Genomic DNA, 22,800 nt, shown 5'->3' with positions numbered 1-22,800 from the left:
GCTTTCGACGATATCGGCCACCGCCGGAACGGGCCTCCGGGTTTCCCCTGAGGTGGTCTCCACTTGCAGGTGGCCGCCGTCACGCCGCGTTCCTAGACTCGACGCGTCGATGCCGCCGAACGCAGGAGTCTCCATGCCCGACGCCCCCGCCTTGCCGAGCTACGCATCGGGAATCTCGGACACCCCGCTGCTGGGGGACACCATCGGCGACAACTTCGATCGCACCGTCGCCGCCTTCGGCGACCGGGACGCGCTCGTCGACCGCGCGGCCGGGAAACGCTGGACCTACACCGAACTCGCGGCCGAAGTGGACGCGCTCGCGCTGGGTCTGCTCGACCTCGGGATCGCCAAGGGCGACCGCGTCGGCATCTGGTCGCCGAACCGCTGGGAGTGGACCTGCGTCCAGTACGCGACCGCGAAGATCGGCGCGATCCTGGTCAACATCAACCCGGCGTACCGCTCGCACGAGCTCGAATACGTGCTGAACCAGGCCGGGATCAAGCTCATCGTGGCCGCGAACTCGTTCAAGACCTCGGATTACGCGGGCATGATCGCCGAAGCGGGCCCGAAATGCCCGGCGCTGGAACACGTCGTGCTGCTGGACGGCCCGGAGTGGCCATCGATGCTGGAGATCGGCCGCAAGGCCGACCGCGCGCCGCTGGTGAAGCGGCAGGCCGAACTCTCCGCGGACGACCCGATCAACATCCAGTACACCTCCGGTACCACCGGATTCCCCAAGGGCGCCACGCTCAGCCACCACAACATCCTCAACAACGGCTACTTCGTCGGCGAACTCTGCAACTACACCGAAGCCGACAAGATCTGCATCCCCGTGCCCTTCTACCACTGCTTCGGCATGGTGATGGGCAATCTCGCGGCGACGAGCCACGGCGCCTGCATGGTCATCCCGGCGCCCGCGTTCGAGCCGAAGGCCACCCTCGAAGCCGTCGCGGCCGAGAAATGCACGTCCCTGTACGGGGTTCCGACGATGTTCATCGCCGAACTGGCCGACCCGGACTTCGCTTCCCACGACCTTTCCTCGCTGCGCACCGGGATCATGGCGGGCTCGCCGTGCCCGGTCGAGGTGATGAAACAGGTCATCGACCGGATGGGTATGGCGGAGGTGTCGATCTGCTACGGCATGACCGAGACGTCGCCGGTTTCGACGCAGACCCGCGCGGACGATTCGGTGGAGCGGCGGGTGTCGACGGTCGGCCGGGTCGGGCCGCATCTGGAGGTCAAGGTCGTCGACCCGGAGACCGGGCTGACCGTGCCGCGCGGCGAACCGGGCGAACTCTGCACCCGCGGCTACTCGGTGATGCTGGGCTACTGGGAACAGGCCGACAAGACGGCCGAGGCGATCGACGCGGCGCGGTGGATGCACACCGGTGACCTCGCGATCATGGACGCCGACGGGTACGTCAACATCACCGGCCGGATCAAGGACATGGTCATCCGCGGCGGCGAGAACCTGTACCCGCGCGAGATCGAGGAGTTCCTCTACACGCATCCCGACATCCTCGACGCGCAGGTGATCGGCGTCCCGGACGAGAAGTACGGCGAGGAACTCATGGCCTGGGTCCGCATGCGCGAGGGCGCGGAGCCGCTGACGGCCGAAGCGGTGCGGGAGTTCTGCGAGGGCAAGCTGGCGCGCTACAAGATCCCGCGCTACGTCCACGTCGTCGAGGAGTTCCCGATGACGGTGACCGGCAAGGTGCGCAAGGTCGAGATGCGCGCGGAGTCGATCAGCATCCTCGGGCTGGAGAAGGCGGCGGCGACCAAGCACGCCTGACCGCCGCTTCGGAGGCCTGCCCGCTTCGGATAGGCCTCCGAAGCGGTGTGATCGTTCACAGCTTTCGTATGCATGGGGCTCCGCCGCGACGGGCAGCCTGTGGTCAGGACGGTGACAGCGTCCCGAACAGAAATCCCACAACCGTAAGGAAACGGGGAATTCTCATGCGTACGATTCGCCGCACTTTGGTCGCTTCGGCACTGGCGTTGCCGCTGACACTCGGAGCCGCCGGCATCGCCTCGGCGGACACCTATGGCAGCACGGAGGTCCAGGCCGGACCGGACGGCGCAGCGACGCACAGCGTGCAGTCCGACACCCATCGCGGATCGAGCTCGTTCCACGAGAACTCGGCCGCCGCGGGGCCGGACGGGGCCGCGCACAGCAGCACCTCCGCGACCGCCGGTGAGAACGGCGACAGCCAGTACCGGCAGCACAGCGGCTGGGCGGGTCAGGACGGTGCCGGGTCCAGCGAGACCCACTCCAGCACCGATGGCGGAAGTGACCAGGGCGTCCTGAGCGGCACCCTCGGCGCGATCGGGCTCTGAGCGTAAGGAGCTGAAGGGGCCCTTCACCGCGTCGGACGCGGCGAAGGGCCCCTTCAGCCCAAGATGACACTTCGAGGCAACCTGTCACACCGTTGTCGCGTGTTCCCTTCGCGGCGGATCCGAACCGCCGTGAAGGGGAGAAAGCCATGACACTCAAGCGAAACAGAAGAGTTCTCGCGCTGGCAGGCTCGCTCGCGGCGCTGCCACTGATGCTGCCCGGCGTGGCGGCCGCCGCCACCGCGCCGATCGATCTGGGCACGCTGCCGGGGGATCAGTACAGCGAGGTCAACGCGATCAACGAAGACGGCGTCATGGTCGGTTCGTCGACGCCGCTGGAAACCCAGATCAAGTACCACGCGGCGAAATGGGACGCGCTGGGCCGGATTTCCGCGTTGCCCGGGCTCGGCGGCGAGCAGAGCAAGGCGACGGACGTCAACCGCGGTGGGGTCGCGGTCGGCTGGGCCCACAAGGACGCGAACTGGAACCAGGCGGCGGTCAAATGGGCGCCCGACGGCACGGTGACCGCGTTGCCGTACCTGCCCGGCGGGGATTACGCGATCGCGAACGCGATCACCGACGGTGGCGTGATCGTCGGCGCCGGGCGCGCGGCGGACGGGACGACGCACGCTGTCCGGTGGAATCCGGACGGCACGGTGGTGGACCTCGGCGGGTTGCCGGGCGGCGCCTACGCGAACGCGGGCTGGATCACCCCGGACGGCAGGACCGTCGCCGGGACGGCGTCCGACGCCGCCGGGAACGACCATGTCGTGCGCTGGAATCTCGCCGGTGCCATCACCGACCTTTCGCCGGGCAATCCGCGCAGCACTCCGGAGGACATGAACGATTTCGGCGTGATCGTCGGAAGCGCCGAGGTGAACGGCACCACGAAACCCGTGCGGTGGGAACGGGACGGGCGGATGACCTGGCTCGACTGGCCGGAACGGGATCCGGGCTGGGCGCGCGCGGTGAACAACGCCGGTGTCGCGGCAGGCGGCGGCTATCTGGTGTTCGGCACGGAAAGCCCGGTCAAGTGGAACCGCGCGGGGACCCGCACCACGCTTTCGGCCGAACGCGGACTCGGTTACGACATCGACCGGCTCGGCACGGTGGTGGGCCTGGAGAACAGCATCGCGACGAAGTGGTCGGCGAACGGCACTCCGACGGTCCTCGGCGCGTTGCCGGGCGGTGCCTACAGCGTCGCCACCCACATCGCGGCGAACGGGACGATCGTCGGCTTGTCCGACAACGAAAACGGTCGCACGCACGCCGTGTACTGGCCCGCCGGCTAACGCGCGTGAAGGCCCCCTTCCCTCGGCTCAGCCGAGGGAAGGGGGGGCCTTCACGGGGATCAGGCCGCGGAGTTGGCCGCAGCCGCGGCGATCGCCTTCGCGTCCTCTTCGCCGAAGGTCTCTTCGAGATTCTCCGGCGAGTAGTCGAGATCGATCTGCTCCACCGGCATCCCGCGCGCGGACTCGATCGCGCCGAGACGCCGCTGTGCCCGGTCCGCCGCGTACTGGATGATCTCCTCGGGATCGTTGTCGAACGGGATCTCCTCGAACTGGTCCTGCACCCACTGGATCATGCCCAGCGCGTGGGGGAGCAGTTCGCCCATCCGTTGCTGCACCGCGTCCCACAGCGAATCGTCCGCGGCGACATGACGGCGGCAGGTGAAGGTGCCCCATGCCATGTGGCGGCGTTCGTCGTCGCCGATGCGGCGCACCAGTTCCTGCATACCCGGCAGGATGTCGTGCTGCGTGCAGATCAGCTGCCACGAGTAGTACCCGGTCAGCGCGAGACTGCCTTCGATGACGTGGTTGTAGGTGACGCTCGCGCGGATCTGGTTGAGCGGGCTGGGATCGTCTTCCAGCGCGCGCAGGGACTGCGGCAGCTCTTCGTAGAAAAGCTTGCGATAGTGGGGATTCTCCGCGACGTACGGATGCAGGTCCTCGGTCAGCCCGACGGAGTCCATCCAGCGGCGGAACACCTCGGTGTGCTTGGCCTCCTCGAAACAGAACTGCGTCAGGTACATCTCGTCGCCGAAGCGGCCGGTCGCGGACATCGCCCGCATGAACGGCTGGATGTCTTCGGTGACCGCTTCCTCGCCCGCGATGAACTGCGCCACCAGATAGGTCGTCGACCGTTGCTGTTCCGGGTTGAGGCTTTCCCAGCCTTCGCGTTCACGGGAGAAGTCGATGTCGGCCGGGTTCCAGAACTTCTTGTTCCCCTTGACGAACAGCCGCAGCGGGAACGAGTCCCAGTTCAGCCCGCCCTTGCGCAGTGAGGAGAATCCGGTCCGCAGTTCGGAGAGCGTGTCGGTCATGGTGTCCCCTTCGAATCGGTGGTCAGCGCCCGTATCGCGGGTGCCAGCACGGCGACGACCGCCGCCGCCGCCTCGCCGGCCGAATGCGTCGGCATGACGAGATGGGACAGGGAAAGCCGCACGACGGTCTCCGCCAGCAGCGTGGCGGATTCCGGGGAGAGCGACGGCTCGAACTCGCGGTACTGCCCGGCCGCGACCTCGGTGGCCGCGGTCAGGATCGGTTCGCCCTTGGTGGTGAGCAGGGGAAGAAGGTCCTCGCCCGCTTCGGTGCCCAGCGTGGTGGCGACGAGCCGGTTCTCGCGGGCGTGCTCGATCGTGTACACGACCGCCTCGCGGATCCCGTCGCGCAGGTCCCGCGCGTCCTGGACGCGCAGGCGGATGCCTTCCAGGAACTCCGAAGTCGTCCGGAGGACCACGGCTTCGGCGAGCGTGCCCTTGTTGCCGAACTCGTTGTAGACGGTCTGCCTGCTCACGCCGGCGCGGGCGGCGACGTCCGCCATCCGCAGGGCCGTGTAGCCGTGTTCGGTGAGCAGCTCGGTGGCCGCGTCGAGCAGCGCCTCCCGCAGAGAGGCCTTGGTCCGATCGGAGAAGCTCGTGATCTCGCCCACACTTTCAGCTTGACACAGATCGCGCCCATGTCAAAGAAGTTGACGAGCGTCCGTCTGGTGTAAATCGGTCGGTGGTGGCGGTTACCGTGATCGTGTGGGCATCACAGTGGGGTTCGACCTCGACATGACATTGATCGATCCGCGGCCGGGCATGGTAGCGGTGATGAACGCGCTCGGCGTGGAGTCCGGCCTGCCGCTGGACGGCGAATACTTCGCGGCCAACCTCGGCCCGCCCCTCGATGCCAGCCTGCGCGGTTTCGGCGCGCCGGAGGAGCGCATCCCGGAGCTGGTGGCGCGCTTCCGCGCGATGTATCCGGAGACGGTCGTGCCGGTGACGGTCGCGATGCCCGGCGCGGCCGAAGCACTGCACGCGGTCCGTGCCGCCGGCGGGCGCACCGTCGTCGTCACCGGCAAATACGCGCCCAACGCGAAACTCCACCTGGACGCGCTCGGGCTGGAGGTCGACGTCCTGGTCGGGGAGCTGTGGTCGACGGAGAAGGCCGCCGCGCTCACCGAGCACGGCGCCCGCGTCTACGTCGGGGACCACCTCGGCGACATCCGCGGCGCGCTGGCGGCGGGCGCGGTCCCGATCGGGGTCACCACGGGCCCGTGCACCAAGGAAGAGCTGCTCGCGGAAGGAGCCGACGTGGTGTTCGACTCGCTGACCGAGTTCCCCGGCTGGCTCAGCTCTTTCGGCGAGCTTCGCGGATAAGGGCGATCAGGCCGAGGGCGAGCCCCAGCGGAGTGATCACGCCCGCCGCGGCGGACAGCCACACCGGCAGGTTCTCGAGCCCGGCGGCGAACATGACGAAGACCGCTGTGACGGCGATCATGCCGAGCGCGAACAGGCCGATGCCGACGCGCATGAGGATCGGTTTGCCGGGCTTTCCGGGGACGGCCACAGCGGCCTCCTTTACTGCGGTCTCCATGACGGAAAGGGTATCCGCCGGTATCCGCTTCTCCACAGGGCCTGTGGCGAGATACGCTTATGGGACGCGCGCCCTGGGTACGCCCCCGGGCGCGTTCGTTGTGAGCGGGACAGCAAAGGATTGGTGAGGGTAGTGCCGACCGGCAAGGTCAAGTGGTACGACGCGGAGAAGGGTTTCGGTTTCGTCACCCAGGATGGGGGCGCCGACGTCTACATCCGCAAAGCCGCGCTGCCGCAGGGCGTCGAAGGGCTCAAGGCGGGCCAGCGCCTCGAGTTCGGTGTCGCCGACGGCCGCCGCGGCCCGCAAGCGCTCTCCGTCCGGCTGCTGGACCCGCCGCCCTCGGTCGCCGAGGCGCGCCGCCGCCCCGCCGAGGAGCTGCACGGGCTCATCGAGGACATGATCAAGCTGCTCGAGCTCAAGGTGCAGCCGGACCTGCGGCGCAACCGGTACCCGGACCGCAAGAACACCAAGCAGATCGCCGAAATCATGCGCGCGGTCGCGCGGGACCTCGATCCCTGATCGGCGCCCCCCACCGCCAAAGCGCGTGAAGGCCCCCTTCCCTCGGCTCAGTCGAGGGAAGGGGGCCTTCACGCGCTCAGGATCGCCTTGTCCGCGCCTGTACCGAGCGGGGTGCTGTCGTGAGTGGCGTTTCGGGTTCTAACCCGAAACGCCACTCACGACCCACCGCACCGATCGGGAGCCCGCGCGGTGGTAGCAAAGGTCCCTTGCTCCCTCAGGCGGCCGGCGGCTCGACCTGCAGCGACCAGATCGCCGTCGTGACCGCCTCGGCGTCCTCCGGCCGTCCGGTCCGGCTGAGCACCGAAGCCTGCGCGACCTCGACGACGAGGATCTGGTCGTCCGGCCGCGGCGTCGTCACGGTGTAGGCGAACCGGTCCAGCGACGTGATGATGTCCTGCTTGAGCTCCTGCGGCTCGCCCTTGCCGTTCACGTACTGCACCGTGACCTTCCACGGCGTTTCCGCGATCGCGCTCGGCACCGAGATCTGCACCGGCTTCCCCGGCCGGATCCGCAGTTTGCCCGCGGCGTCGGGCCTGGTGGTGCACTGGGCGCTCTTGATGTCGCACGACGCCAGCGGGCCGACGTTCACCGTCTTGCCGTCGGCGAAGAAGGTCACCTCTTCGGGGCCGGGGGCCGAGCAACCGGCCACCACGAAACCACCCGCCGCGAGCAGGGCCAAAATACGAAGTCGCCGCATACGGTGAAGATTACGAGCCCGGCCGCCACCGGGAGTCACCGGGCTGCGAGGGGACCGGCGATTCGCTGGTCGGCTCCGGGCGCAGCGGCCGGTCGCCGCCGAGACCCGGGACCAGCGAGGTCCCGCGCCGCACCATGAACGTCTGCGTGAACCCGACGGCCAGCAGGATCGACAGCACCAGGAAACCGATCCAGTACGTCGGCGGCAGCAGGAGGCCGACGGCGCCGCCGAAGCACCAGGCCAGCTGCAGCACGGTTTCCGACCGCCCGAACGCCGAAGCGCGCGACTCTTCCGGCAGGTCTTCCTGGATGACGGCGTCGAGGCTGATCTTCGCCAGCGCGCTCGCGGTCGCGCCGACGAGCGCGACGATCGCCGCCGTCGCCAGCCCGGCCGCCACGGTGGCGATGACCGACATGCCGAGGCACGCCCCGACACAGCCCAGGATCACCTGATCCGGTTTGCCGAAGTGCAGCCGCGAACCCAGCGCGTTGCCGAGGAACCCGCCCGCCCCGGCGGCGGCACCGATGATGCCGAGCAGCAGCAGCTGGGCGAACGGGCTCTGCCCGCTGCCTTCGGTCTGCGCCTTCACCGCGAACGCGGAGAACATCATCAGGAACCCGGTCAGCACCCGGACGGAACCGTTGCCCCACAAGGAGACGACGATATGCCGTCCCATCGGCTGCCGCTGCTTCTTGATCCGCCGCTCGGGATGCGCGGACAGCGACGCGGGCACCTCGCCCTCGGTCTTCTCGACCCACGACGGGATCCGCATCGACTGCACGGCGGCGGCCACACAGATGACCATGGTGAACCACAGCGCGCCCTGCGAACCCCACAGCGCGTTGAAGCCGCTCGCGAGCGCGCCGAACGCGCCGGCCGCGACCAGGCCGAACACGGTCAGCCGAGCGTTCGTCTTGGACAGCGTGATCTCGGGCGGCAGCACCCGTGGTGTCACCGCGGCCTTGAGCACGGTGAACGATTTCGAGAGCACCATCATGCCCAGCGCCGCCGGGTACAGCAGCCAGTCGTCGAAGTGCAGCGCCATCACGATCGCCATCAGCGCCTGCCCCGCCGAGGACACGCACATCGCCAGCCGTCGGCCGCGCTGGATCTTGTCCAGCGCCGGGCCGATCACCGGCGCGACCAGCGCGAACGGGGCGATAGTGATGAGCAGGTAGAGCGCGACCTTGCCCTTGCTCTCCCCGCTGGTGGCGGCGAAGAACAAGGTGTTCGCCAGCGCGATCGCCATCGCGGCGTCGCTGGCGTAGTTCAGCATCACCGCGTACGTCAGCGAAGTGAGGCCCGACTTGTCAGCGCCGTCCGCCTTCGTCGCGCGCTGGAACGCGCCGACGGCCTGCCCGGTGAGCTGACGGCTGCGCATCGCCGCGACCCGGGTGACCGTGATCTTCTTCGGCATCTTCGGCAGCGCGCCCGCCCGGGGCGGGACCGCGGTCGTCGGATGCTCGTGCGGAGGGTCCGGCACTTCACGCGGCTCGCCCGCGTAACCGCCGGTGTCGTAGTGCTCGTACTCGCCGCTGCCCGGCGGGTGCTCGTCGTAGAACCCGCCCGGACGGCGCCGGACGGGTTCGGTCTGACGCTGCGAGGGATCCGGATACGGCCGCGCGCCACGCGGAGGAGTCCGCGGCGGAGGCGGTGGCTGGTGGTGCCCCATCGGGATCGCGCCGGTGCGCGCCTCGTCGGCGGTCGGCCCGGCCGGATGTGGCTGGTACTGGGGTTGCGGGCGGGCCGCGCGCGGCGGCGGGGGCGGCACCGGCTGCTGATCGACCCTGGTCGGCGGCGGTGCGGACCAGCTGCGTGCCTGGGCGGCGCCGGGCTCCGGCGTCCACTTGCGCTTGCTCTTGCGGCCACGCTCCTTGCCCGGCCGGCCGGAACGCGTGCCGTCGGGTCCGGAGTTCGAGCCGAAGATTCCCACGGTTCAATCCTGCCTTACGCGAGGTCCGCTTCGCGCGTTCACCACTGCTTTCTAGGGGATGGGGACGAACTTCACCCGGAACATCCTCGGCCAGAGCTTGCCGGTGATCAGGAATTCGTCGGTCCCTGGCACCGCCGCGATGCCGTTGAGGACGTCCGCGGAGCCGCGTTCGGCCCCGTCCAGCAGGCCGGAAGCGTCGATCTCGCCGGTGACCCGGCCGGTCGCGGCGTCGATCCGCAGGATCCGGTCGGTCTGCCAGACGTTCGCGTACACGGAGTCGCCGACGCATTCCAGCTCGTTCAGCTGGTCACGGCCGACATCGACGCTGCCTGTCGGCGCGAAGGACACGGGGTCGCGGAAGGTCAGCTTCGACGACCCGTCGCTCATCACCAGCCGCCCGGCGTGGTGGCACAGGCCCCAGCCCTCGCCGGTGTAGGTCACCCGCCGCAGCTCGGCCAGTGTCTTGGCGTCGCGTTCGATCGCGACGCCGTCCTTCCAGGTGATCTGCCAGACGGTCGCCCCGAGCACGGTGATGCCCTCGCCGAACAGGCCGGGCAGCTCCTGCCGGACCGTCGGCGCCGCGCCCGCGGGCCCGGCCCGCATCGACGACTTCCCGACCAGGCCGGTGCCCTCGTACAGCGTCTCGCCGGAGAACTCGAGGCCCTGGGTGAAGGCGGCCGGGTCGTGGGGCAACGTCGAGAGCACCCGCACCTTGAGCTTCTCGGGAGCGGGCGGCGCCGCGTCGCTCACCGGCGCGGCGGCGCAGCCACCGAGGACGGCGGCCAGCAGGAGCGAGGTGGTCATCAGCGTGCGCACGCGGACAGCCTGACACGGACCGCGATATCGCGTGCGGCAGAATGGGGGCATGACCCTGCTGTTGACCCTGGACGACGGCTCCATCCAGCGCAAACTCGCCGAGGCGGTCGATCTGGCCCGCGCGGCGGTGCTGGAGGACGCCGGTGCCGAACAGGTCGGCGCGCACGTCGGCGTGGACCGGGAGGACGCGGTCTCCGCGAGCCACCTGTTCGAGGCGACCGTGACGGGTTATCGAGGCTGGCGCTGGTCGGTGACGGTCGCGCTCGCCGGCGAGGACGAGCCGATCACGGTCAGCGAGGTCGTGCTGATCCCGGGTCCGGACGCGCGTGTCGCCCCGGCGTGGGTGCCGTGGGAGCGCCGCGTGCAGGCGGGCGACCTCGGCGTCGGCGACATCTTCCCGGTGGAGAAGGACGACCCGCGGCTCGCCCCGGCGTACCTGGAGTCCGACGACCCCGCGGTCGAAGCGGTCGCCAAGGAGACCGGTCTCGGCCGGGTCCACGTGCTGTCCCGGTACGGCAGGCTCGACGCCGCCGCCCGCTGGCACGGCGGTGAGTTCGGCCCGCGGTCGGACATGGCGCGCAGCGCGCCGGACGTCTGCGGGAGCTGCGGGTTCTTCGTGCCGCTCGCCGGGTCGCTCGGCGCGTGCACCAACGACATCTCCCCGGCGGACGGCCACGTCGTCGACGTCGAGTACGGCTGCGGCGCGCATTCCGAGATCGAGGTCGAGGTGACCTCGTCGGTGCCGGTGGCGGAACTGGTCTACGACGACTCGCTGATGGACTTCGAGCCCGCTCCGGAGACGCCCGCCGAGACTCCCGAACCCGAGCCGGCCGAGACCGCGGAGGCTGCGGTCGTCGACGAGGCCGAGGCCCCGGTGGCCGAGGCGCCCGAGACCGCCGAGGTCCAGCCGGAGGTCGAACCCGAGGCCGTGGTCACGGAGACCGCCGACGAAGCGCAGGTCGAGGCCGAAAGCGCCAGTGAGCACTGACCCGTTCGGCACCGAGCGGCTCCGCGCCGCCGTCCTGCGGGCGTGGGCCGATTCGCCGACGCGGTTCACCGAGGACACGAACACCGAGAACGACCTCCGCGTCGGCGGCTACCGCGACCGGCTGTTCGTCGAGCTGGCGCAGAACGCCGCCGACGCCGCGCTGGCCGCCGGTGACCGCGGCACGCTCCGGGTGTCCGTTGTGGACGGTGAGCTGAGGTTCGCCAACACGGGCGCGCCGCTGGACGCCCGCGGGGTCGAATCCCTCGCCTCCTTGCGCGCTTCCGGCAAGGGGGAGGAGACCGTCGGCCGGTTCGGTGTCGGATTCGCCGCCGTGCTCACGGTTTCCGCCGAGCCGAGGATCGTTTCGGTGACCGGCGGCGTCGCGTTCTCCGCGGAGCGCACCCGGGCCGAGTCCGGGCGCACCGGCGACGTTCCCGTGCTGCGGCTGCCATGGCCGGTCGGTGACGACGAGCCTGCGGTGCCCGAAGGTTTCACCACCGAGGTCCGGCTTCCGCTGCGCGAAGGCGTCGACGTCCGTGCCTTGCTGGCGGATCTGAAGAACGACATCGGCGATCTCCTGCTCACCTTGCCCTGGCTGGAGCGCGTCGAGGTCGAAGGCGGTGTCTGGCGCCGCTCCGATCTCGGTGACGGCGTCGTCGAGCTCGCGTCGCCGGACGGTTCCGAGCACTGGCAGGTGCATCGCGGCGAGGTCGTCTGGGCCGTCCCGCTCGACGGATCCGGTTCGCCCCGTCCGCTCGGCGAAGACGTCCTGCACGCGCCGACTCCCACGGACGACGAGCTTTCCCTGCCCGCCAGGCTGATCGCGACGCTTCCGATCGAGCCGTCCCGGCGCCGCGCGCTGCCGGGTCCGGAGCTGACCGCCGCGTTGAAGAACGCCGCGCGGGAGTACGTCGATCTCGTCCGTTCCTTGCCGGGCAAGGAACGTCTGGCGCTCGTGCCCGGTGCGGATTTCCCTCGTTCCACTGTGGACGGAACGCTGCGCGAGGCCATCCTGGAGAATCTCGCCGACTCGCCTTGGCTTCCCGCGCAGGAGGGTGACGACCTGCCGGGACGTCAGGCGCGTGTCCTTTCGGTGGACGTGCCGGGGTTGGCGCCGCTGCTGGCCGATCTCGTGCCCGGACTGGTTTCACTGTCCGGTGTGGACCTTCGCGCGGTCGGCGCGCGGACGCTTTCGCCCGCCGAAGCCATCGAACTGCTGACCGGGACCCAACGCGAGCCCTCGTGGTGGCGCTCGCTCTACGACGTGTTGCTCCCGGCGCTCGAAGCGCACGACCTCACCAAGGACGACCTCGGCGCGTTGCCGGTGCCGATGTCGGACGGCCGCACCTTGCCCGGCGTCCGCGACGCGCTGCTCGTCGGCGGCTCGGCGGAACTGCTCGAACTGCTGTCCGATGTGGACATCATCGGCCTGCGGCTGGTGCATCCGGCCGCGGCGCATCCGTTGCTGGAACGCTTGGGGGCCAAGCACGCCGAGGCGAGCGACCTGCTCGAAGCCGACGCGCTGAGCGCGGCCGTCGAACGCAGCGTCGAAGACGTCCGGTCCGGTTTGGACGGTATGGCGCTCGCGGGCGCGGTGCTCCGCCTGATCGCCGAGGTCAGTGACGAAGCCCCCGAATGGGCGGGCGCGCTGGCCCTGCCGAGCGAGGACGGCTGGCGTCGTGCGGACGAACTCGTCCTGCCGACGTCGCCGCTGGGCGACATCTTCGACCCCGAGGTGTTCGAAGAAGACGGCGCTTTGTCCGTGCTGGACGAGGAATTCGCCGAAGACTGGCCGGTGGCGACGCTCGTCGCGGTCGGCGTGCTCGATTCGTTCGCGATCATCACCGACGACGAACCGCTCGAACCCGAACACGGCCTGCCCGAGGAACACGAGTGGTGGGACTCCCGGGAACGGCCGCCGTCACGGGTGCTCGCCGTGCGCGACCTCGACCTCGTCGGCGACGACGCCTGGCCGGAGGCGCTGCGCCTGCTCGCGGCGCGTCCGGAGACCTGGCGTGCGCTCACCGAACCCGGCGGGCACACGGGCTGGTGGCTCGCGCGGTACGCGCTGCTGGACGGGCACGCCCCGCTCGACTGGCGGATGCCGGAAGCGTCGGCGCTGGCCGGGCTCTACGACGTCGTCCCGGATTCGGGGCTGAGCAAAGAGATCCTGCTCGCCGCCGGTGTCCGGACGGAGCTGGGAGCGGACGCCGAAGACGTCGAGGATCTGCTGGAGCGGCTCGGGGACCCGGAGCGCAAGGTGAGCCCCGGGCTCGCTTCCCGGGCGCATGCGGCCCTCGCCGAGTACACAGTGGACGTTCCCGCGCCGGACCGGGTGCGCGCCGCGGACGGCTCGGCCGTCGACGCTCGCGACGCCGTCGTGCTCGACGTGCCGTGGTTCGCCGCCGTGCTGGCGCCGGAGCGGATGGTCGTCTCGGCGAGTGGCGCCGTCGCGCTGGCGGAACTGCTGGACCTGCCGGTGGCGAGCGGGCTCGACGCCAAGGTCACCGAAGACGGCGAGTACGTGCCGTGGACGGAGCTGTCCGCGCTCCGGCTGGCCGCCGATCAGCTGGGCGTCGAACTGCCCGAGGGCGGGGTGCTGCTGCACGAGGCGCTGACGGTGACCTTCGAGGACGCGGAGCACGACGTCGCCTGGTGGTCCGACGGCAGGCTGCACGCGGCGGACACCCCTGAAGGTCTCGGCCGGGCCTTCGCCTGGGCCACGGACCGATGGGCCGATCGCCACGTCCTGACGGCCCTGTTCGACGACCCCTCGCCCTCCGCGCTCCTGAACTAAAGGCGCTGGGCGCTCTTCGAGCCCCGGCGCGCGGCGGCGCGCTGCCAGGCGATGATCGCGAGACCGATGAAGCCGAGCACGACGCCGGAGAACGCCGTCTGCACCCAGATGCCGTCGGTCACAAAGAACAGGACCACGGTCGCGACCGCCCAGAGCGAGGTACCTACGATCACGACCGGCGTCAGGTCGGTCAGCCGCTTCGGCAGCTCCGGCGTTGGCCGCAATGAACCGTTTACTTCCCCGGAATTGATCGATTCGCCCACGTGGGGAAGGGTACCCGGCAACGGGCGAAGGGTGGTACGCGATGGCGGAGCAGCGCACCCGGTCCACACTGGACCGGTTCTTCAAGATCAGCGAGCGCGGCTCGACACCGGGGCGGGAGATCCGCGGCGGGATCGTCACCTTCTTCACGATGGCCTACATCGTGGTGCTGAACCCGCTGATCATCGGCAGCTTCTCCGCCGAGGACGCGGGCGCGCACAAGGACGTCCTCGGCAACATCCTCCCCGTGCCGCAGGTCGCCGCGGTGACCGCGCTGGTCGCCGGGGTGCTGACGATCGTCATGGGCCTGGTCGCGAACTACCCGTTCGCCATCGCCACCGGACTCGGCATCAACAGCCTGATCGCGGTCACCTTCGCCTCCCAGATGACCTGGCCGGAGGCGATGGGCCTGGTGGTGATCGAGGGCCTGGTCATCGTCCTGCTGGTGTTCGCCGGCATCCGGACCGCGGTGTTCAACGCCGTGCCACCGCCGCTGAAATCCGCGATCGCGGTCGGCATCGGCCTGTTCATCTGCCTGATCGGCCTGGTCGACGCCGGCTTCGTCCGCCGCGTGCCGGACGACGCGAAGACGACCGTGCCGGTCGGGCTGGGCATCAACGGCTCGATCGCTTCATGGCCGACGCTGGTGTTCGTCGTCGGTCTGCTGGTCACCGGCATCCTGGTGGCGAAGCGGGTCAAGGGCGCGATCCTGATCGGTGTCCTCGCGTCGACCGTGGTCGCGATCGTCGTCGAGGCGATCACGAAGGTCGGCCCCTCCAAGGGCGTGAACCCGCAGGGCTGGAACCTCGGCTACCCGGCGCTGCCGGAGCAGGTCCTGGGCATGCCGGACCTCTCGCTGGTCGGTGACATCTCCTTCGGCGCCTGGACGCGGCTGCCGATCATCACCGTGGTCCTGCTGGTGTTCACCCTGGTGCTGGCGGACTTCTTCGACACCATGGGCTCGATGACCGGCCTGGCGAAGGAAGGCGGCCTGCTCCCGGCGGACGGCAAGCTCCCGAACGTCGGCAAGGCGCTGTTCGTCGACGGCACCGCCGCGGTGGCGGGCGGCTTCGCGTCGTCGAGTTCGAACACCGTCTTCGTCGAATCCGCGTCCGGTATCGCCGAGGGCGCCAGGACCGGGCTCGCGAACGTCGTCACCGGCGTGCTGTTCATCGCGGCCATGTTCCTGACCCCGCTCTACCAGGTCGTCCCGGTCGAGGCCGCCGCCCCGGCGCTGGTCGTCGTCGGCGCGCTGATGATGAGCCAGGTCAAGGAGATCGACTTCTCCGACTTCACCATCGCGCTGCCCGCGTTCCTGACGATCGTGATCATGCCGTTCACCTACTCGATCGCCAACGGCATCGGCGCCGGCTTCGTCAGCTACGTCGTCATCCGCGCGGTCACCGGGAAGGCCAAGGGCGTGCACCCGCTGATGTGGGGCATCGCGGCGATGTTCGTGGCCTATTTCGCGGTCGGACCGATCCAGGCCGCGTTCAACTGACCAGCGGTTATGTCATCCGTGGGCGATCTCACGGGCCGATGATCCGATCGTGAGGTATGCTAACTATATGTCCGGAGACACGCACGAGCGCTCACTGGCGAGCCGCCTGCGTCTCGCGGTGGTGCGGCTCAATCGACGGCTACGGGCCCAGCGTGCCGGTGACGGCATCTCGCTGACCCAGGTGTCCGCGTTGTCGACGTTGCACAAATGCGGTGCGCTGACCCCTGGCCAGCTCGCCGCGAAGGAAGGCGTCCAGCCGCCTTCGATGACGAGGGTGATCGCCGCGCTCGAGGAGATGGGTTACGTCGAGCGCAGGCCGCATCCGACGGACGGCCGCCAGGCCATCGTCGAACTGTCCGATCGCGGCCGGGCCTACGTGATCGAGCAGATCACCGCGCGGGAGATCTGGCTGGACAAGCAATTGGCGGAGTTGAGCGCCGAAGAACGTGAAGTGCTCTCTCGCGCCTCCGAGATCATCGACAGGATGGCGGGGAACTAACAGCGGTGACGACCACGGGTAACGAAACACAGTGTCCTTCCAAGACCACCGTTACCCGGGAACCCGCACCACCGCCACCACCCGCGCGCGAGAAACCGCGCGGGAGCATGTTCTCCTCGCTGAAGGTCCGCAACTACCGGCTCTTCTTCACCGGCCAGGTCATCTCGAACATCGGCACCTGGATGCAGCGCATCGCGCAGGACTGGCTGGTGTTCACCCTCAGCGGGAACAACCCGATCGCGCTCGGCATCGCGGTCGCGCTGCAGTTCGCGCCGACGTTGTTCCTCTCGCTGTGGGCCGGGGTGCTGGCCGACCGCGTCGACAAACGACGGCTGCTGATCGGTATCCAGATCGCCGTGCTGGCGCAGGCGGTGATCCTCGGTGCCCTCGACCTGAGCGGGATCGCGGCGCTCTGGCACGTGTACCTCCTCTGCTTCACCCTCGGTGTGACGGCCTCGCTGGAAGTGCCCGCGCGGCAGTCGTTCGTCGCCGAAATGGTGGGCAGGGACAAGGTCACCAACGCCGTCGCGCTCAACTCGTCGATCTTCAACATGGCCCGCATCGTCGGCCCGGCCATCGCGGGTTTCGCGATCACCTGGGTCGGCACCGGCTGGCTGTTCATGGCGAACGCGGTGAGCACGGGCGCCGTCATCGCCGCGCTGGTGCTGATGAACCCGGACAAGCTCTTCCGCGGGCCGGCCATCCCGCGCGAGAAGGGGCAGCTCGTCGAGGGGCTGCGGTACGTCCGGCGGCGCAGTGACCTGATGACGGTGATGGTGCTGGTGTTCTTCGTGAGCACGTTCGGCATCACGTACTTCACGTCGCTGCCGATCGTCGCCGCGAACGTCTTCCACACCAACGCCGACGGCTACGGCCTGCTGTCGACGCTGGTCGCCGTCGGCACCTTCACCGGCGCGCTGATGTCGGCCCGCCGCAACACCCGCGGCGGTCCGCGTGTGCGGCTACTGCTGGTTTCGGCGTTCCTGCTCGGCGCGTTCGAGGTGATCACCGCGTTCATGCCGACGTACCTGACCTTCGGCCTCGCATTGATCCCGCTCGGCTTCGCCACGATCACCTTCCTGAACACGGCGAACGCGCTCGTGCAGACCGCGGTCAGCCCGGAGATGCGCGGCCGGGTGATGGGCCTGTACGTGCTGGTGCTGATCGGCGGCAACCCCATCGGCGGCCCGATGACCGGCTGGATGGCCGACGCCTTCGGCGGCCGCTCGCCGTTCTACATCGGCGGCGCGATCTCGGCGGTCGCCGCGGTGGTGTGCGCGGTCGTGCTGATCCGGCGTGGCGGGGTGAGCCTGCCGGTGCGGCGGTTCGGGAACGGCCTGCGCGTGCTGAAGCGGGACCGGGTGTGAACCGGCTCGGCGTCGAACCGTCGGGGACGGGGTTTCTCGACTGGACGATCGACGGCGTCGCGCTGCGCTCCCTGGTGCCCGCCGAGCAGCGGACGCCGCTGTTCCTGGACGACGAGCTGTGGCGGGAGGCGGCGGTCGGGACGCTTCGCCGTCTCCTCGGCGGCTTGCCGGGCGATTTCGACGACGGCCGGGTCGCGCTGCTGGTGTGTCCGCAGTGCGGCGATCTCGGCTGCGGTGCTTACAGCGTCGAGGTCGTCTTCGGCGACGACGTGGTCGAGTGGCGTGCCTTCGGTTGGCAAACCGACTATGAGCCGTTCGACGACCCGGAGGAGTACCGGTTCACCGGTGCCCGATTCGAGCGGATGGCGTACGAGACGCTGCTCGGCGACCTCTTGTCGAACTACCGCGCCTAACGGCCGAGCAGCGGCGGCACCGCCTTTTCGGCGAGCGCCACGAGGTCGCCGGTGCCCTTGAACTTGAGCGTCTGCCCGGCCGGATCGCCGGTGAGCTGCACGACGACGCCTCGTCCGTCGACCTGGGCAGGCAGCCCGGCGACGGTCGTGGTCGGGGCGACGGCGGTGGACAGCTCGCTGTAGTCCGCGGTCACGCCGTTCAGCTCGCACGAGGCGAAGAAGTTCGGCTTCGCGTTGTCGATGGGCACGCCGAGCGCGCGGCCGAGTTCACCGCACAGCAGCCACGAGATCACCGGGAGCGGCTTGTCCTTGATCGGGCCGGGCTCGGTCTTCTCCAGCGGGATCTCGCCGTCTTCGCCGATTTTCGGCAACTTCGGCCCCGGCGGCATCGCACCCGCGATGAGCGCTTCGGCCAGGGTCCTCGCCGTCTTCTCGGTTTCCGGGCCCCTCACGATCCTGCTGCGCATCGAGACGTTCAGCACCGGCGAGGCGCCGTTGTGCGGTGCGACCTCGACGAGCTCGACACCGAGGCTGGTGCCGTCCTTGTCCGTGGCGATGACCGCGAGCTTGCCCGCGACCGTGGTCTTCGTGGGCACGCCGCGGCTCGTGTCCTCGGGCAGCGCTGGGGCCATTTGCACGCTGATGTCGAGTTTCGTGGTCACCGCGTGGCAGGACTGGCCGGCCTCCCGAAGCGTGCGCTCGCCGAGGATCTCTTCCCAACGCTGCTCCGGGATCGCCTGGCAGAGCACCTGCGCGGCGGTTTCGTCCGTCAGCGCGGCCACCATCTCGCCCGTCGGCATCGTGACCGGGCGCAACGCCAGTCCGGGCTTGGACGGCCAGGTCGCGGGGAGCTGGGCTTCCGGGTCGTCGTCCCGGTTCAGCACGGTGATCGCGACGACGATGCCGACACCGAACAGCAGCAGCACACTGACCAGCGCGCAGCCCGCCCAGATCCACATCGGACGGTCGGTCTTGCGCGCGATGGCGCGGTAGTCGTTCGGGGTGGCCACGGGGGTGAAGCTAGTCCGTCGGGCGTCCGCTGTCCGGGGAAACGCCAACCCGATGGGCGGATCCGCGGAATGGGCGTTCGGGGAGGGTTGCGGTAGACTTCGACCAGCGCTGGTTAGTAAACCGGTGAAGTGGACCCGGCAGCCTTCCGGACGGTGGGTGGGCCGGGTTTCGCGTCTCCGGACCTCATACGGTTCGGATCTCTTCCGCCATTTCCCTCACCCGGGTTTTCCAGTGGCCGCCCCGTTGCCAGCACCAAGCGAGGGCGTCCGGTACGGCCAGCAGTGGTTCTTCGAAGGCTCGTAGATGCCGGTATTCGAGGGTGTCGTGGCATCCGTGCCGTCGGACCGAGCGATAGAGCGTCTTCCTGTCCAGCTCCACTATCGACTCGTCGCTCTCCAGGACCAGCATCCGTGTCCCGGCGCTCGAGAGGTCCTCGACCAGCGCATCGAGGCATGCTTCGCGCTGACGACGTCGATGATGTGCGGAAGCGTCGTAAATCGTCACCGTCGGCCCGAGCCCGGCGATGGTGTCCAGGATCCGCTTCCGGCGTCCATCGTTCTCGTGGGTGAAGTGCAGGCGCCGTTGCCCTGGAAGCACCAGACCCCGTATGGCGCGCCGGGCGGATGTGAGGTCGCCTGAAAGCAGCGCGGCGGCTGTCACCAGGTAGCCACGCTCTTTGCTTTCGTCGACGAACACGTGGCTGGTCATCCGCTCATTGTTCAGGTGGGGGCCGACAAGAAGATCATCGGCCGAGGGTGATGCCGTTGCTTGTCCGCAAGGAAGACGATCGGCTGTGAACGAGCTCCTAAGCCCGACACCTGGCGAGCCGAGAAGTCACTCAGAAGGGTGAGATCGGCGTCTCTCGGCCGAACCCCTTGCCGGGGCAGATGAGGTTAGGCTAACCTCATACACGTCCGCTTCGTGGTGGGAGCGGCAGTCAGTTCGGGAACGGACGAAGCCCCGCAACCGGGTTACCCCCGGAGGCGGGGCTTCGTTCATTCCGGAGCGTTCATGGTCGATGACCGCGCCGATCAGGTCAAGGCCGTCCCGGTACCCGGTCGAGTTCGATCCCGAACTCCTTCCGGTAGGCCTCCAGGATCTCCTGATCACCCGAAAGCCTGGTCTCGGTGCGGACGCCGTGGGTGGTGACGATCAGCTTGTCACCCGCCAGCGTGACCCGGCCGTGCTTGGTCGGCAGCGAGCAGGTCGGCCCCCGTGTGAAGTGCGAGTCCGGCGAGGTCGCCTGCCAGAACGCCGTCGGGACGAACTCGTCCAGCGCCCGCGGCCGCCGCTCGATCCGGTACTGGGGTTTGCCGTCCATGAGGACGTCGATGTCGCCGTGGGGCGCGTCGAGCACCAGGAACTCGCCGTCCGGGTCGGCCTGCGCCTCGGTGGCGGACAGCCGCAGCGGGAACCGGCTGAACCGGCCGAAGCCGACATCGGCCAGCCACGGCTCATCCAGCTCGACGCGGACGGCGGCGTGGTCGAACGGCGGCCCGAGGGTGCCGTCGGGCCGGAAGACCCTCGCTGCCTGCAGGGTGACGTCGAAGCCCAGCTCTTCCAGTAAGGCGGCGAAGAGCCCGTTCAGCTCGTAACAGAAGCCGCCACGGCGCCGCCGCACGATCTTGCCGGACAGCGCCTCGGTGTCCAGGACGATCGGTTCGCCGAGGTGGATGCTCAGGTTCTCGAACGGCACCATCGCGAGATGGCGCTCCTGCAGCGTCCGCAACGCGGCGACGTCCGCGGTGGCGGGGCGGTCGAGCCCGAGTCGGTCGAGGTATGCGGCGACGTCCATGCGTCCACCTTGACATCTCGACTTCGCTGGAGGTCAAGAACGAAGAACGGGGCCCTCCTCCGAAGGAGAGCCCCGTTTCGTGGCGAGAAGTCAGCCGAGCAGCAGGCCGTTGCCACCGGCGACGGCGTTGTCGAACCGCTTGGAGATCTCGGCCCAGTTGAAGATGTTCCAGAGCGCCTTGACGTAGTCCGGCTTCACGTTCTTGTAGTCCAGGTAGAACGCGTGCTCCCAGACGTCGACCAGCAGGATCGGCGTGGTCGGGAGGACCAGGTTGTTGTGGTGATCGCGCAGCTGCTGGGTGATCAGCGTCTTGCCGATCGGGTCCCAGGAGAGCGCGGCCCAGCCGTTGCCCTGGATCGTGGTGGCGACCGCGGTGAACTGCGCCTTGAACTTGTCGAAGGAGCCGAACGCCTCGTCGATCGCGGAGGCCAGCTCGCCGGTCGGCTTGTCGCCGCCTTCCGGGGAGAGGATCTTCCACCACACGACGTGGTTGGCGTGCCCGGCGAGGTGGAACGCCAGCGTGGTCTGCAGGCCGACGATGTCACCGAAGTTGCCGGCCTCGCGGGCCTCGGCGATCTTGTCGAGCGTGTCGTTCGCGCCCTTGACGTAGGTCGCGTGGTGCTTGCTGTGGTGCAGCTCGTTGATCTCGCCCGAGATGTGCGGCGCCAGGGCGCTGTAGTCATAGTCGAGATCGGGGAGCACGTAGCGGGCCATCGGCCCTCCTTCTGTCTTCGACACAAGTTTCCAAGGACGAACTTAGTCGTCTTCACCCGTTTGCGGCGACCGGGGGCGCCGCGTTTCTCCCCAGGTGGAACGACCCGTTCGTAGCGGCTGTACCCGGTGGGGCCACCGCATGAAACCCACCCTGCTAGCTCCAGTTAGCTGGAGGTCAAGGCGATGTGACGGCGGTCATCGAGCCAGAGGATGGGATCAGCCGCGGGCCCAGGCGAGCAGCGCGCAGACGACGCTCGGCAACGGGGAGTGTCCGGGCGGCGAGCCGAGCCGGGACGCCCGTTCGTAGGAACGGGCTGGGCGACGCTGCTGTCCTTCATGTCCCACGATTCGAAGATGTTCGTCGTACCCAGTCCGGATAGGACTGTCCCGACGCGAGCTCGCCTCGCTGGACCTCGCGGCGGCGAAGACGACCGAAGGGACCGGGGTGCTGAGCGTCGCCGGGATCAAGGTCACCTTGGGCGACGGCCCGAACGTCATGAAAGGGTCGTTCAGGACATCTTTTGTCCTGAACGACCCTTCATGACGCTTGAAGGCGGAGGTCAGGCGGCCCGGTACTCGTCCAGCTCACTCGCCAGCTCGTCGAACACCGCGATGTTGCACTCGAAGGCCACGATGGCCTCCTCGATCAGCCGCGCGCGTTCGTCCTCGGTCCACGGCGCCGCGTTCAGCTGCTCGCGGTAGTTGTCCCGGAACTTCGGGGCGCTGCCCAGCTGGTCGAAGTGGTAGAACAGCGAGCCCGCCTCGTTGAGCTCGTACTTGCGCTCCAGCAGCCGCCGGATGACCTGGCCGCCGGCGATGTCGCCGAGGTAGCGCGTGTAGTGGTGGGCGACGAACCCGCCGGACCAGTCCGACGCCTCGGCCACGCGCCGCGCGTAGCGCTCCGTCGAGGGCAGCGGCCGGATGGTCTCGCGCCAGTCCGGGCCGACGAGGTGTTCGAGGTCGCGTTCGAGGCTGGGCAGCCGCCGCAGCTCCTCGAAGACGAACTTGCCGGCCACGGGATCCTTCGCCAGCTTGTCGGCGGCCTGCTCGATGGCCTGGTAGATGAAGTAGTACTGGATCGCCAGCCGCGTGTACCCGTCGCGCGTGAGCTCGCCGCCGAGCAGCGCGTTCATGTACTCGGAGTGGTTGGCCCGCTCGTGGGCGGGCAGGGTGGAGGCGCGCAGGGCCGCGGAGAACGGCCCGGATTCGACGTCGGTGGTCACCGGCATGGACAGAGCCTCCAAGCATCGATCTGACATGCTGTCAGAAAGAGCGTAAGGCACAACTGCGGGTTA

The 22,800-nt window shown here is 69.0% G+C and carries 24 protein-coding genes; 11 read left to right on the top strand and 13 right to left on the bottom strand.

Annotation, left to right across the window (positions count from 1 at the left end; translation table 11 throughout):
* The first annotated feature begins 133 nt into the window (after window positions 1-133).
* The 3 genes from AORI_RS77450 to AORI_RS77440 all read left to right on the top strand — a co-directional run bounded on the left by AORI_RS77450 (window position 134) and on the right by AORI_RS77440 (window position 3,626).
* A complete protein-coding gene (locus AORI_RS77450; RefSeq protein ID WP_016337558.1) occupies window positions 134-1,792 on the top strand; it encodes an AMP-binding protein in 1,659 nt (552 codons plus the stop codon).
* A 164-nt stretch (window positions 1,793-1,956) separates the two neighbouring features.
* Complete coding sequence (locus tag AORI_RS77445; RefSeq protein WP_016337557.1) at window positions 1,957-2,337, top strand: hypothetical protein; 381 nt, start codon at window positions 1,957-1,959, stop codon at window positions 2,335-2,337.
* A 146-nt stretch (window positions 2,338-2,483) separates the two neighbouring features.
* On the top strand, window positions 2,484-3,626 hold the full coding sequence (locus tag AORI_RS77440) for a hypothetical protein (RefSeq protein WP_016337556.1): 1,143 nt from the start codon (window positions 2,484-2,486) through the stop codon (window positions 3,624-3,626).
* Window positions 3,627-3,685: 59 nt separating this feature from the next.
* Here the strand turns inward: AORI_RS77440 and AORI_RS77435 are convergent, their stop codons facing one another.
* Together AORI_RS77435 and AORI_RS77430 are read right to left on the bottom strand one after the other, a co-directional pair.
* Complete coding sequence (locus AORI_RS77435; protein WP_016337555.1) at window positions 3,686-4,657, bottom strand: R2-like ligand-binding oxidase; 972 nt, start codon at window positions 4,655-4,657, stop codon at window positions 3,686-3,688.
* Complete coding sequence (locus AORI_RS77430; RefSeq protein ID WP_016337554.1) at window positions 4,654-5,265, bottom strand: TetR/AcrR family transcriptional regulator; 612 nt, start codon at window positions 5,263-5,265, stop codon at window positions 4,654-4,656. The genes AORI_RS77435 and AORI_RS77430 overlap by 4 nt, the downstream gene beginning before the upstream one ends.
* 94 nt (window positions 5,266-5,359) lie before the next feature.
* Between AORI_RS77430 and AORI_RS77425 the strand changes: the two genes are divergently transcribed.
* Window positions 5,360-5,977 (top strand): HAD family hydrolase, encoded by a 618-nt coding sequence (locus AORI_RS77425; protein WP_043848415.1) that lies wholly within the window; start codon window positions 5,360-5,362, stop codon window positions 5,975-5,977.
* Here AORI_RS77425 and AORI_RS77420 read toward each other — a convergent pair.
* The gene (locus tag AORI_RS77420) at window positions 5,949-6,194 is read right to left on the bottom strand and encodes a hypothetical protein (RefSeq protein ID WP_046199865.1); all 246 of its coding nucleotides are present in this window, start codon (window positions 6,192-6,194) and stop codon (window positions 5,949-5,951) included. The two genes, AORI_RS77425 and AORI_RS77420, sit on opposite strands and share 29 nt — an antisense overlap.
* A 132-nt stretch (window positions 6,195-6,326) precedes the next feature.
* Here AORI_RS77420 and AORI_RS77415 point away from each other — a divergent pair, with 132 nt between their 5' ends.
* Complete coding sequence (locus tag AORI_RS77415) at window positions 6,327-6,713, top strand: cold-shock protein (protein ID WP_016337551.1); 387 nt, start codon at window positions 6,327-6,329, stop codon at window positions 6,711-6,713.
* 214 nt (window positions 6,714-6,927) lie between these two features.
* Here the strand turns inward: AORI_RS77415 and AORI_RS77410 are convergent, their stop codons facing one another.
* The 3 genes from AORI_RS77410 to AORI_RS77400 are packed head-to-tail and all read right to left on the bottom strand — an operon-like array spanning window position 6,928 to window position 10,159.
* Window positions 6,928-7,392, bottom strand: a complete 465-nt coding sequence (locus AORI_RS77410; RefSeq protein ID WP_016337550.1) for a DUF2771 family protein — start codon at window positions 7,390-7,392, stop codon at window positions 6,928-6,930.
* Window positions 7,393-7,420: 28 nt separating this feature from the next.
* Window positions 7,421-9,343 (bottom strand): MFS transporter, encoded by a 1,923-nt coding sequence (locus AORI_RS77405; RefSeq protein WP_016337549.1) that lies wholly within the window; start codon window positions 9,341-9,343, stop codon window positions 7,421-7,423.
* Window positions 9,344-9,394: 51 nt separating this feature from the next.
* Entirely contained in the window at window positions 9,395-10,159 is a 765-nt protein-coding gene (locus AORI_RS77400; RefSeq protein ID WP_016337548.1) for a glutaminyl-peptide cyclotransferase, read from the bottom strand.
* Between the two features lie 49 nt (window positions 10,160-10,208).
* Between AORI_RS77400 and AORI_RS77395 the strand changes: the two genes are divergently transcribed.
* Window positions 10,209-11,147, top strand: a complete 939-nt coding sequence (locus tag AORI_RS77395; protein ID WP_016337547.1) for a DUF3027 domain-containing protein — start codon at window positions 10,209-10,211, stop codon at window positions 11,145-11,147.
* Window positions 11,137-13,944 carry a sacsin N-terminal ATP-binding-like domain-containing protein gene (locus AORI_RS77390; protein WP_016337546.1) on the top strand — a complete coding sequence of 936 codons (2,808 nt, stop codon included), beginning with the start codon at window positions 11,137-11,139 and terminating at the stop codon, window positions 13,942-13,944. Before AORI_RS77395 ends, AORI_RS77390 begins: the two co-directional genes overlap by 11 nt.
* Here AORI_RS77390 and AORI_RS77385 read toward each other — a convergent pair.
* Complete coding sequence (locus AORI_RS77385; RefSeq protein WP_037335676.1) at window positions 13,941-14,168, bottom strand: DUF2530 domain-containing protein; 228 nt, start codon at window positions 14,166-14,168, stop codon at window positions 13,941-13,943. The genes AORI_RS77390 and AORI_RS77385 overlap by 4 nt on opposite strands.
* Window positions 14,169-14,248: 80 nt before the next feature.
* On the opposite strand from AORI_RS77385, the gene AORI_RS77380 reads away from it, so the two are divergent.
* From AORI_RS77380 to AORI_RS77365, 4 genes are all read left to right on the top strand, one after another.
* Window positions 14,249-15,706, top strand: coding sequence for an NCS2 family permease (locus AORI_RS77380; RefSeq protein ID WP_016337544.1), 1,458 nt, complete (start codon window positions 14,249-14,251; stop codon window positions 15,704-15,706).
* Between the two features lie 67 nt (window positions 15,707-15,773).
* Window positions 15,774-16,205, top strand: a complete 432-nt coding sequence (locus AORI_RS77375; protein WP_016337543.1) for a MarR family winged helix-turn-helix transcriptional regulator — start codon at window positions 15,774-15,776, stop codon at window positions 16,203-16,205.
* Between the two features lie 107 nt (window positions 16,206-16,312).
* On the top strand, window positions 16,313-17,572 hold the full coding sequence (locus AORI_RS77370; RefSeq protein ID WP_016337542.1) for an MFS transporter: 1,260 nt from the start codon (window positions 16,313-16,315) through the stop codon (window positions 17,570-17,572).
* Entirely contained in the window at window positions 17,569-17,985 is a 417-nt protein-coding gene (locus AORI_RS77365) for a hypothetical protein (RefSeq protein ID WP_016337541.1), read from the top strand. Before AORI_RS77370 ends, AORI_RS77365 begins: the two co-directional genes overlap by 4 nt.
* Here AORI_RS77365 and AORI_RS77360 read toward each other — a convergent pair.
* From AORI_RS77360 to AORI_RS77340, 6 genes are all read right to left on the bottom strand, one after another.
* Window positions 17,982-18,995 (bottom strand): hypothetical protein, encoded by a 1,014-nt coding sequence (locus AORI_RS77360; protein WP_016337540.1) that lies wholly within the window; start codon window positions 18,993-18,995, stop codon window positions 17,982-17,984. The genes AORI_RS77365 and AORI_RS77360 overlap by 4 nt on opposite strands.
* A 184-nt stretch (window positions 18,996-19,179) precedes the next feature.
* Window positions 19,180-19,704 carry a hypothetical protein gene (locus tag AORI_RS77355; RefSeq protein WP_016337539.1) on the bottom strand — a complete coding sequence of 175 codons (525 nt, stop codon included), beginning with the start codon at window positions 19,702-19,704 and terminating at the stop codon, window positions 19,180-19,182.
* A 328-nt stretch (window positions 19,705-20,032) separates the two neighbouring features.
* On the bottom strand, window positions 20,033-20,791 hold the full coding sequence (locus AORI_RS77350) for an arylamine N-acetyltransferase family protein (RefSeq protein ID WP_016337538.1): 759 nt from the start codon (window positions 20,789-20,791) through the stop codon (window positions 20,033-20,035).
* A gap of 90 nt (window positions 20,792-20,881) precedes the next feature.
* Window positions 20,882-21,505, bottom strand: a complete 624-nt coding sequence (locus AORI_RS77345; protein WP_016337537.1) for a superoxide dismutase — start codon at window positions 21,503-21,505, stop codon at window positions 20,882-20,884.
* A gap of 216 nt (window positions 21,506-21,721) precedes the next feature.
* Complete coding sequence (locus tag AORI_RS84655) at window positions 21,722-21,850, bottom strand: hypothetical protein (RefSeq protein ID WP_267283967.1); 129 nt, start codon at window positions 21,848-21,850, stop codon at window positions 21,722-21,724.
* Between the two features lie 215 nt (window positions 21,851-22,065).
* Window positions 22,066-22,734 carry a biliverdin-producing heme oxygenase gene (locus AORI_RS77340; protein WP_016337536.1) on the bottom strand — a complete coding sequence of 223 codons (669 nt, stop codon included), beginning with the start codon at window positions 22,732-22,734 and terminating at the stop codon, window positions 22,066-22,068.
* Between the last annotated feature and the right edge of the window lie 66 nt (window positions 22,735-22,800).

The sequence above is a fragment of the Amycolatopsis keratiniphila genome (assembly GCF_000400635.2).
GTDB lineage: Bacteria > Actinomycetota > Actinomycetes > Mycobacteriales > Pseudonocardiaceae > Amycolatopsis > Amycolatopsis keratiniphila.
This window is presented reverse-complemented; position numbering and strand designations above follow the sequence as displayed.

What these genes read in the sequence shown, in the direction of transcription:
- AORI_RS77450 (WP_016337558.1), top strand. Translation starts at nt 134, where the DNA reads ATGCCCGACGCCCCCGCCTTGCCGAGCTACGCATCGGGAATCTCGGAC.
- AORI_RS77445 (WP_016337557.1), top strand. Translation starts at nt 1,957, where the DNA reads ATGCGTACGATTCGCCGCACTTTGGTCGCTTCGGCACTGGCGTTGCCG.
- AORI_RS77440 (WP_016337556.1), top strand. Translation starts at nt 2,484, where the DNA reads ATGACACTCAAGCGAAACAGAAGAGTTCTCGCGCTGGCAGGCTCGCTC.
- AORI_RS77435 (WP_016337555.1), bottom strand. Translation starts at nt 4,657, where the DNA reads ATGACCGACACGCTCTCCGAACTGCGGACCGGATTCTCCTCACTGCGC.
- AORI_RS77420 (WP_046199865.1), bottom strand. Translation starts at nt 6,194, where the DNA reads ATGGAGACCGCAGTAAAGGAGGCCGCTGTGGCCGTCCCCGGAAAGCCC.
- AORI_RS77395 (WP_016337547.1), top strand. Translation starts at nt 10,209, where the DNA reads ATGACCCTGCTGTTGACCCTGGACGACGGCTCCATCCAGCGCAAACTC.
- AORI_RS77380 (WP_016337544.1), top strand. Translation starts at nt 14,249, where the DNA reads ATGGCGGAGCAGCGCACCCGGTCCACACTGGACCGGTTCTTCAAGATC.
- AORI_RS77375 (WP_016337543.1), top strand. Translation starts at nt 15,774, where the DNA reads ATGTCCGGAGACACGCACGAGCGCTCACTGGCGAGCCGCCTGCGTCTC.
- AORI_RS77370 (WP_016337542.1), top strand. Translation starts at nt 16,313, where the DNA reads ATGTTCTCCTCGCTGAAGGTCCGCAACTACCGGCTCTTCTTCACCGGC.
- AORI_RS77355 (WP_016337539.1), bottom strand. Translation starts at nt 19,704, where the DNA reads ATGACCAGCCACGTGTTCGTCGACGAAAGCAAAGAGCGTGGCTACCTG.
- AORI_RS77350 (WP_016337538.1), bottom strand. Translation starts at nt 20,791, where the DNA reads ATGGACGTCGCCGCATACCTCGACCGACTCGGGCTCGACCGCCCCGCC.
- AORI_RS77345 (WP_016337537.1), bottom strand. Translation starts at nt 21,505, where the DNA reads ATGGCCCGCTACGTGCTCCCCGATCTCGACTATGACTACAGCGCCCTG.
- AORI_RS77340 (WP_016337536.1), bottom strand. Translation starts at nt 22,734, where the DNA reads ATGCCGGTGACCACCGACGTCGAATCCGGGCCGTTCTCCGCGGCCCTG.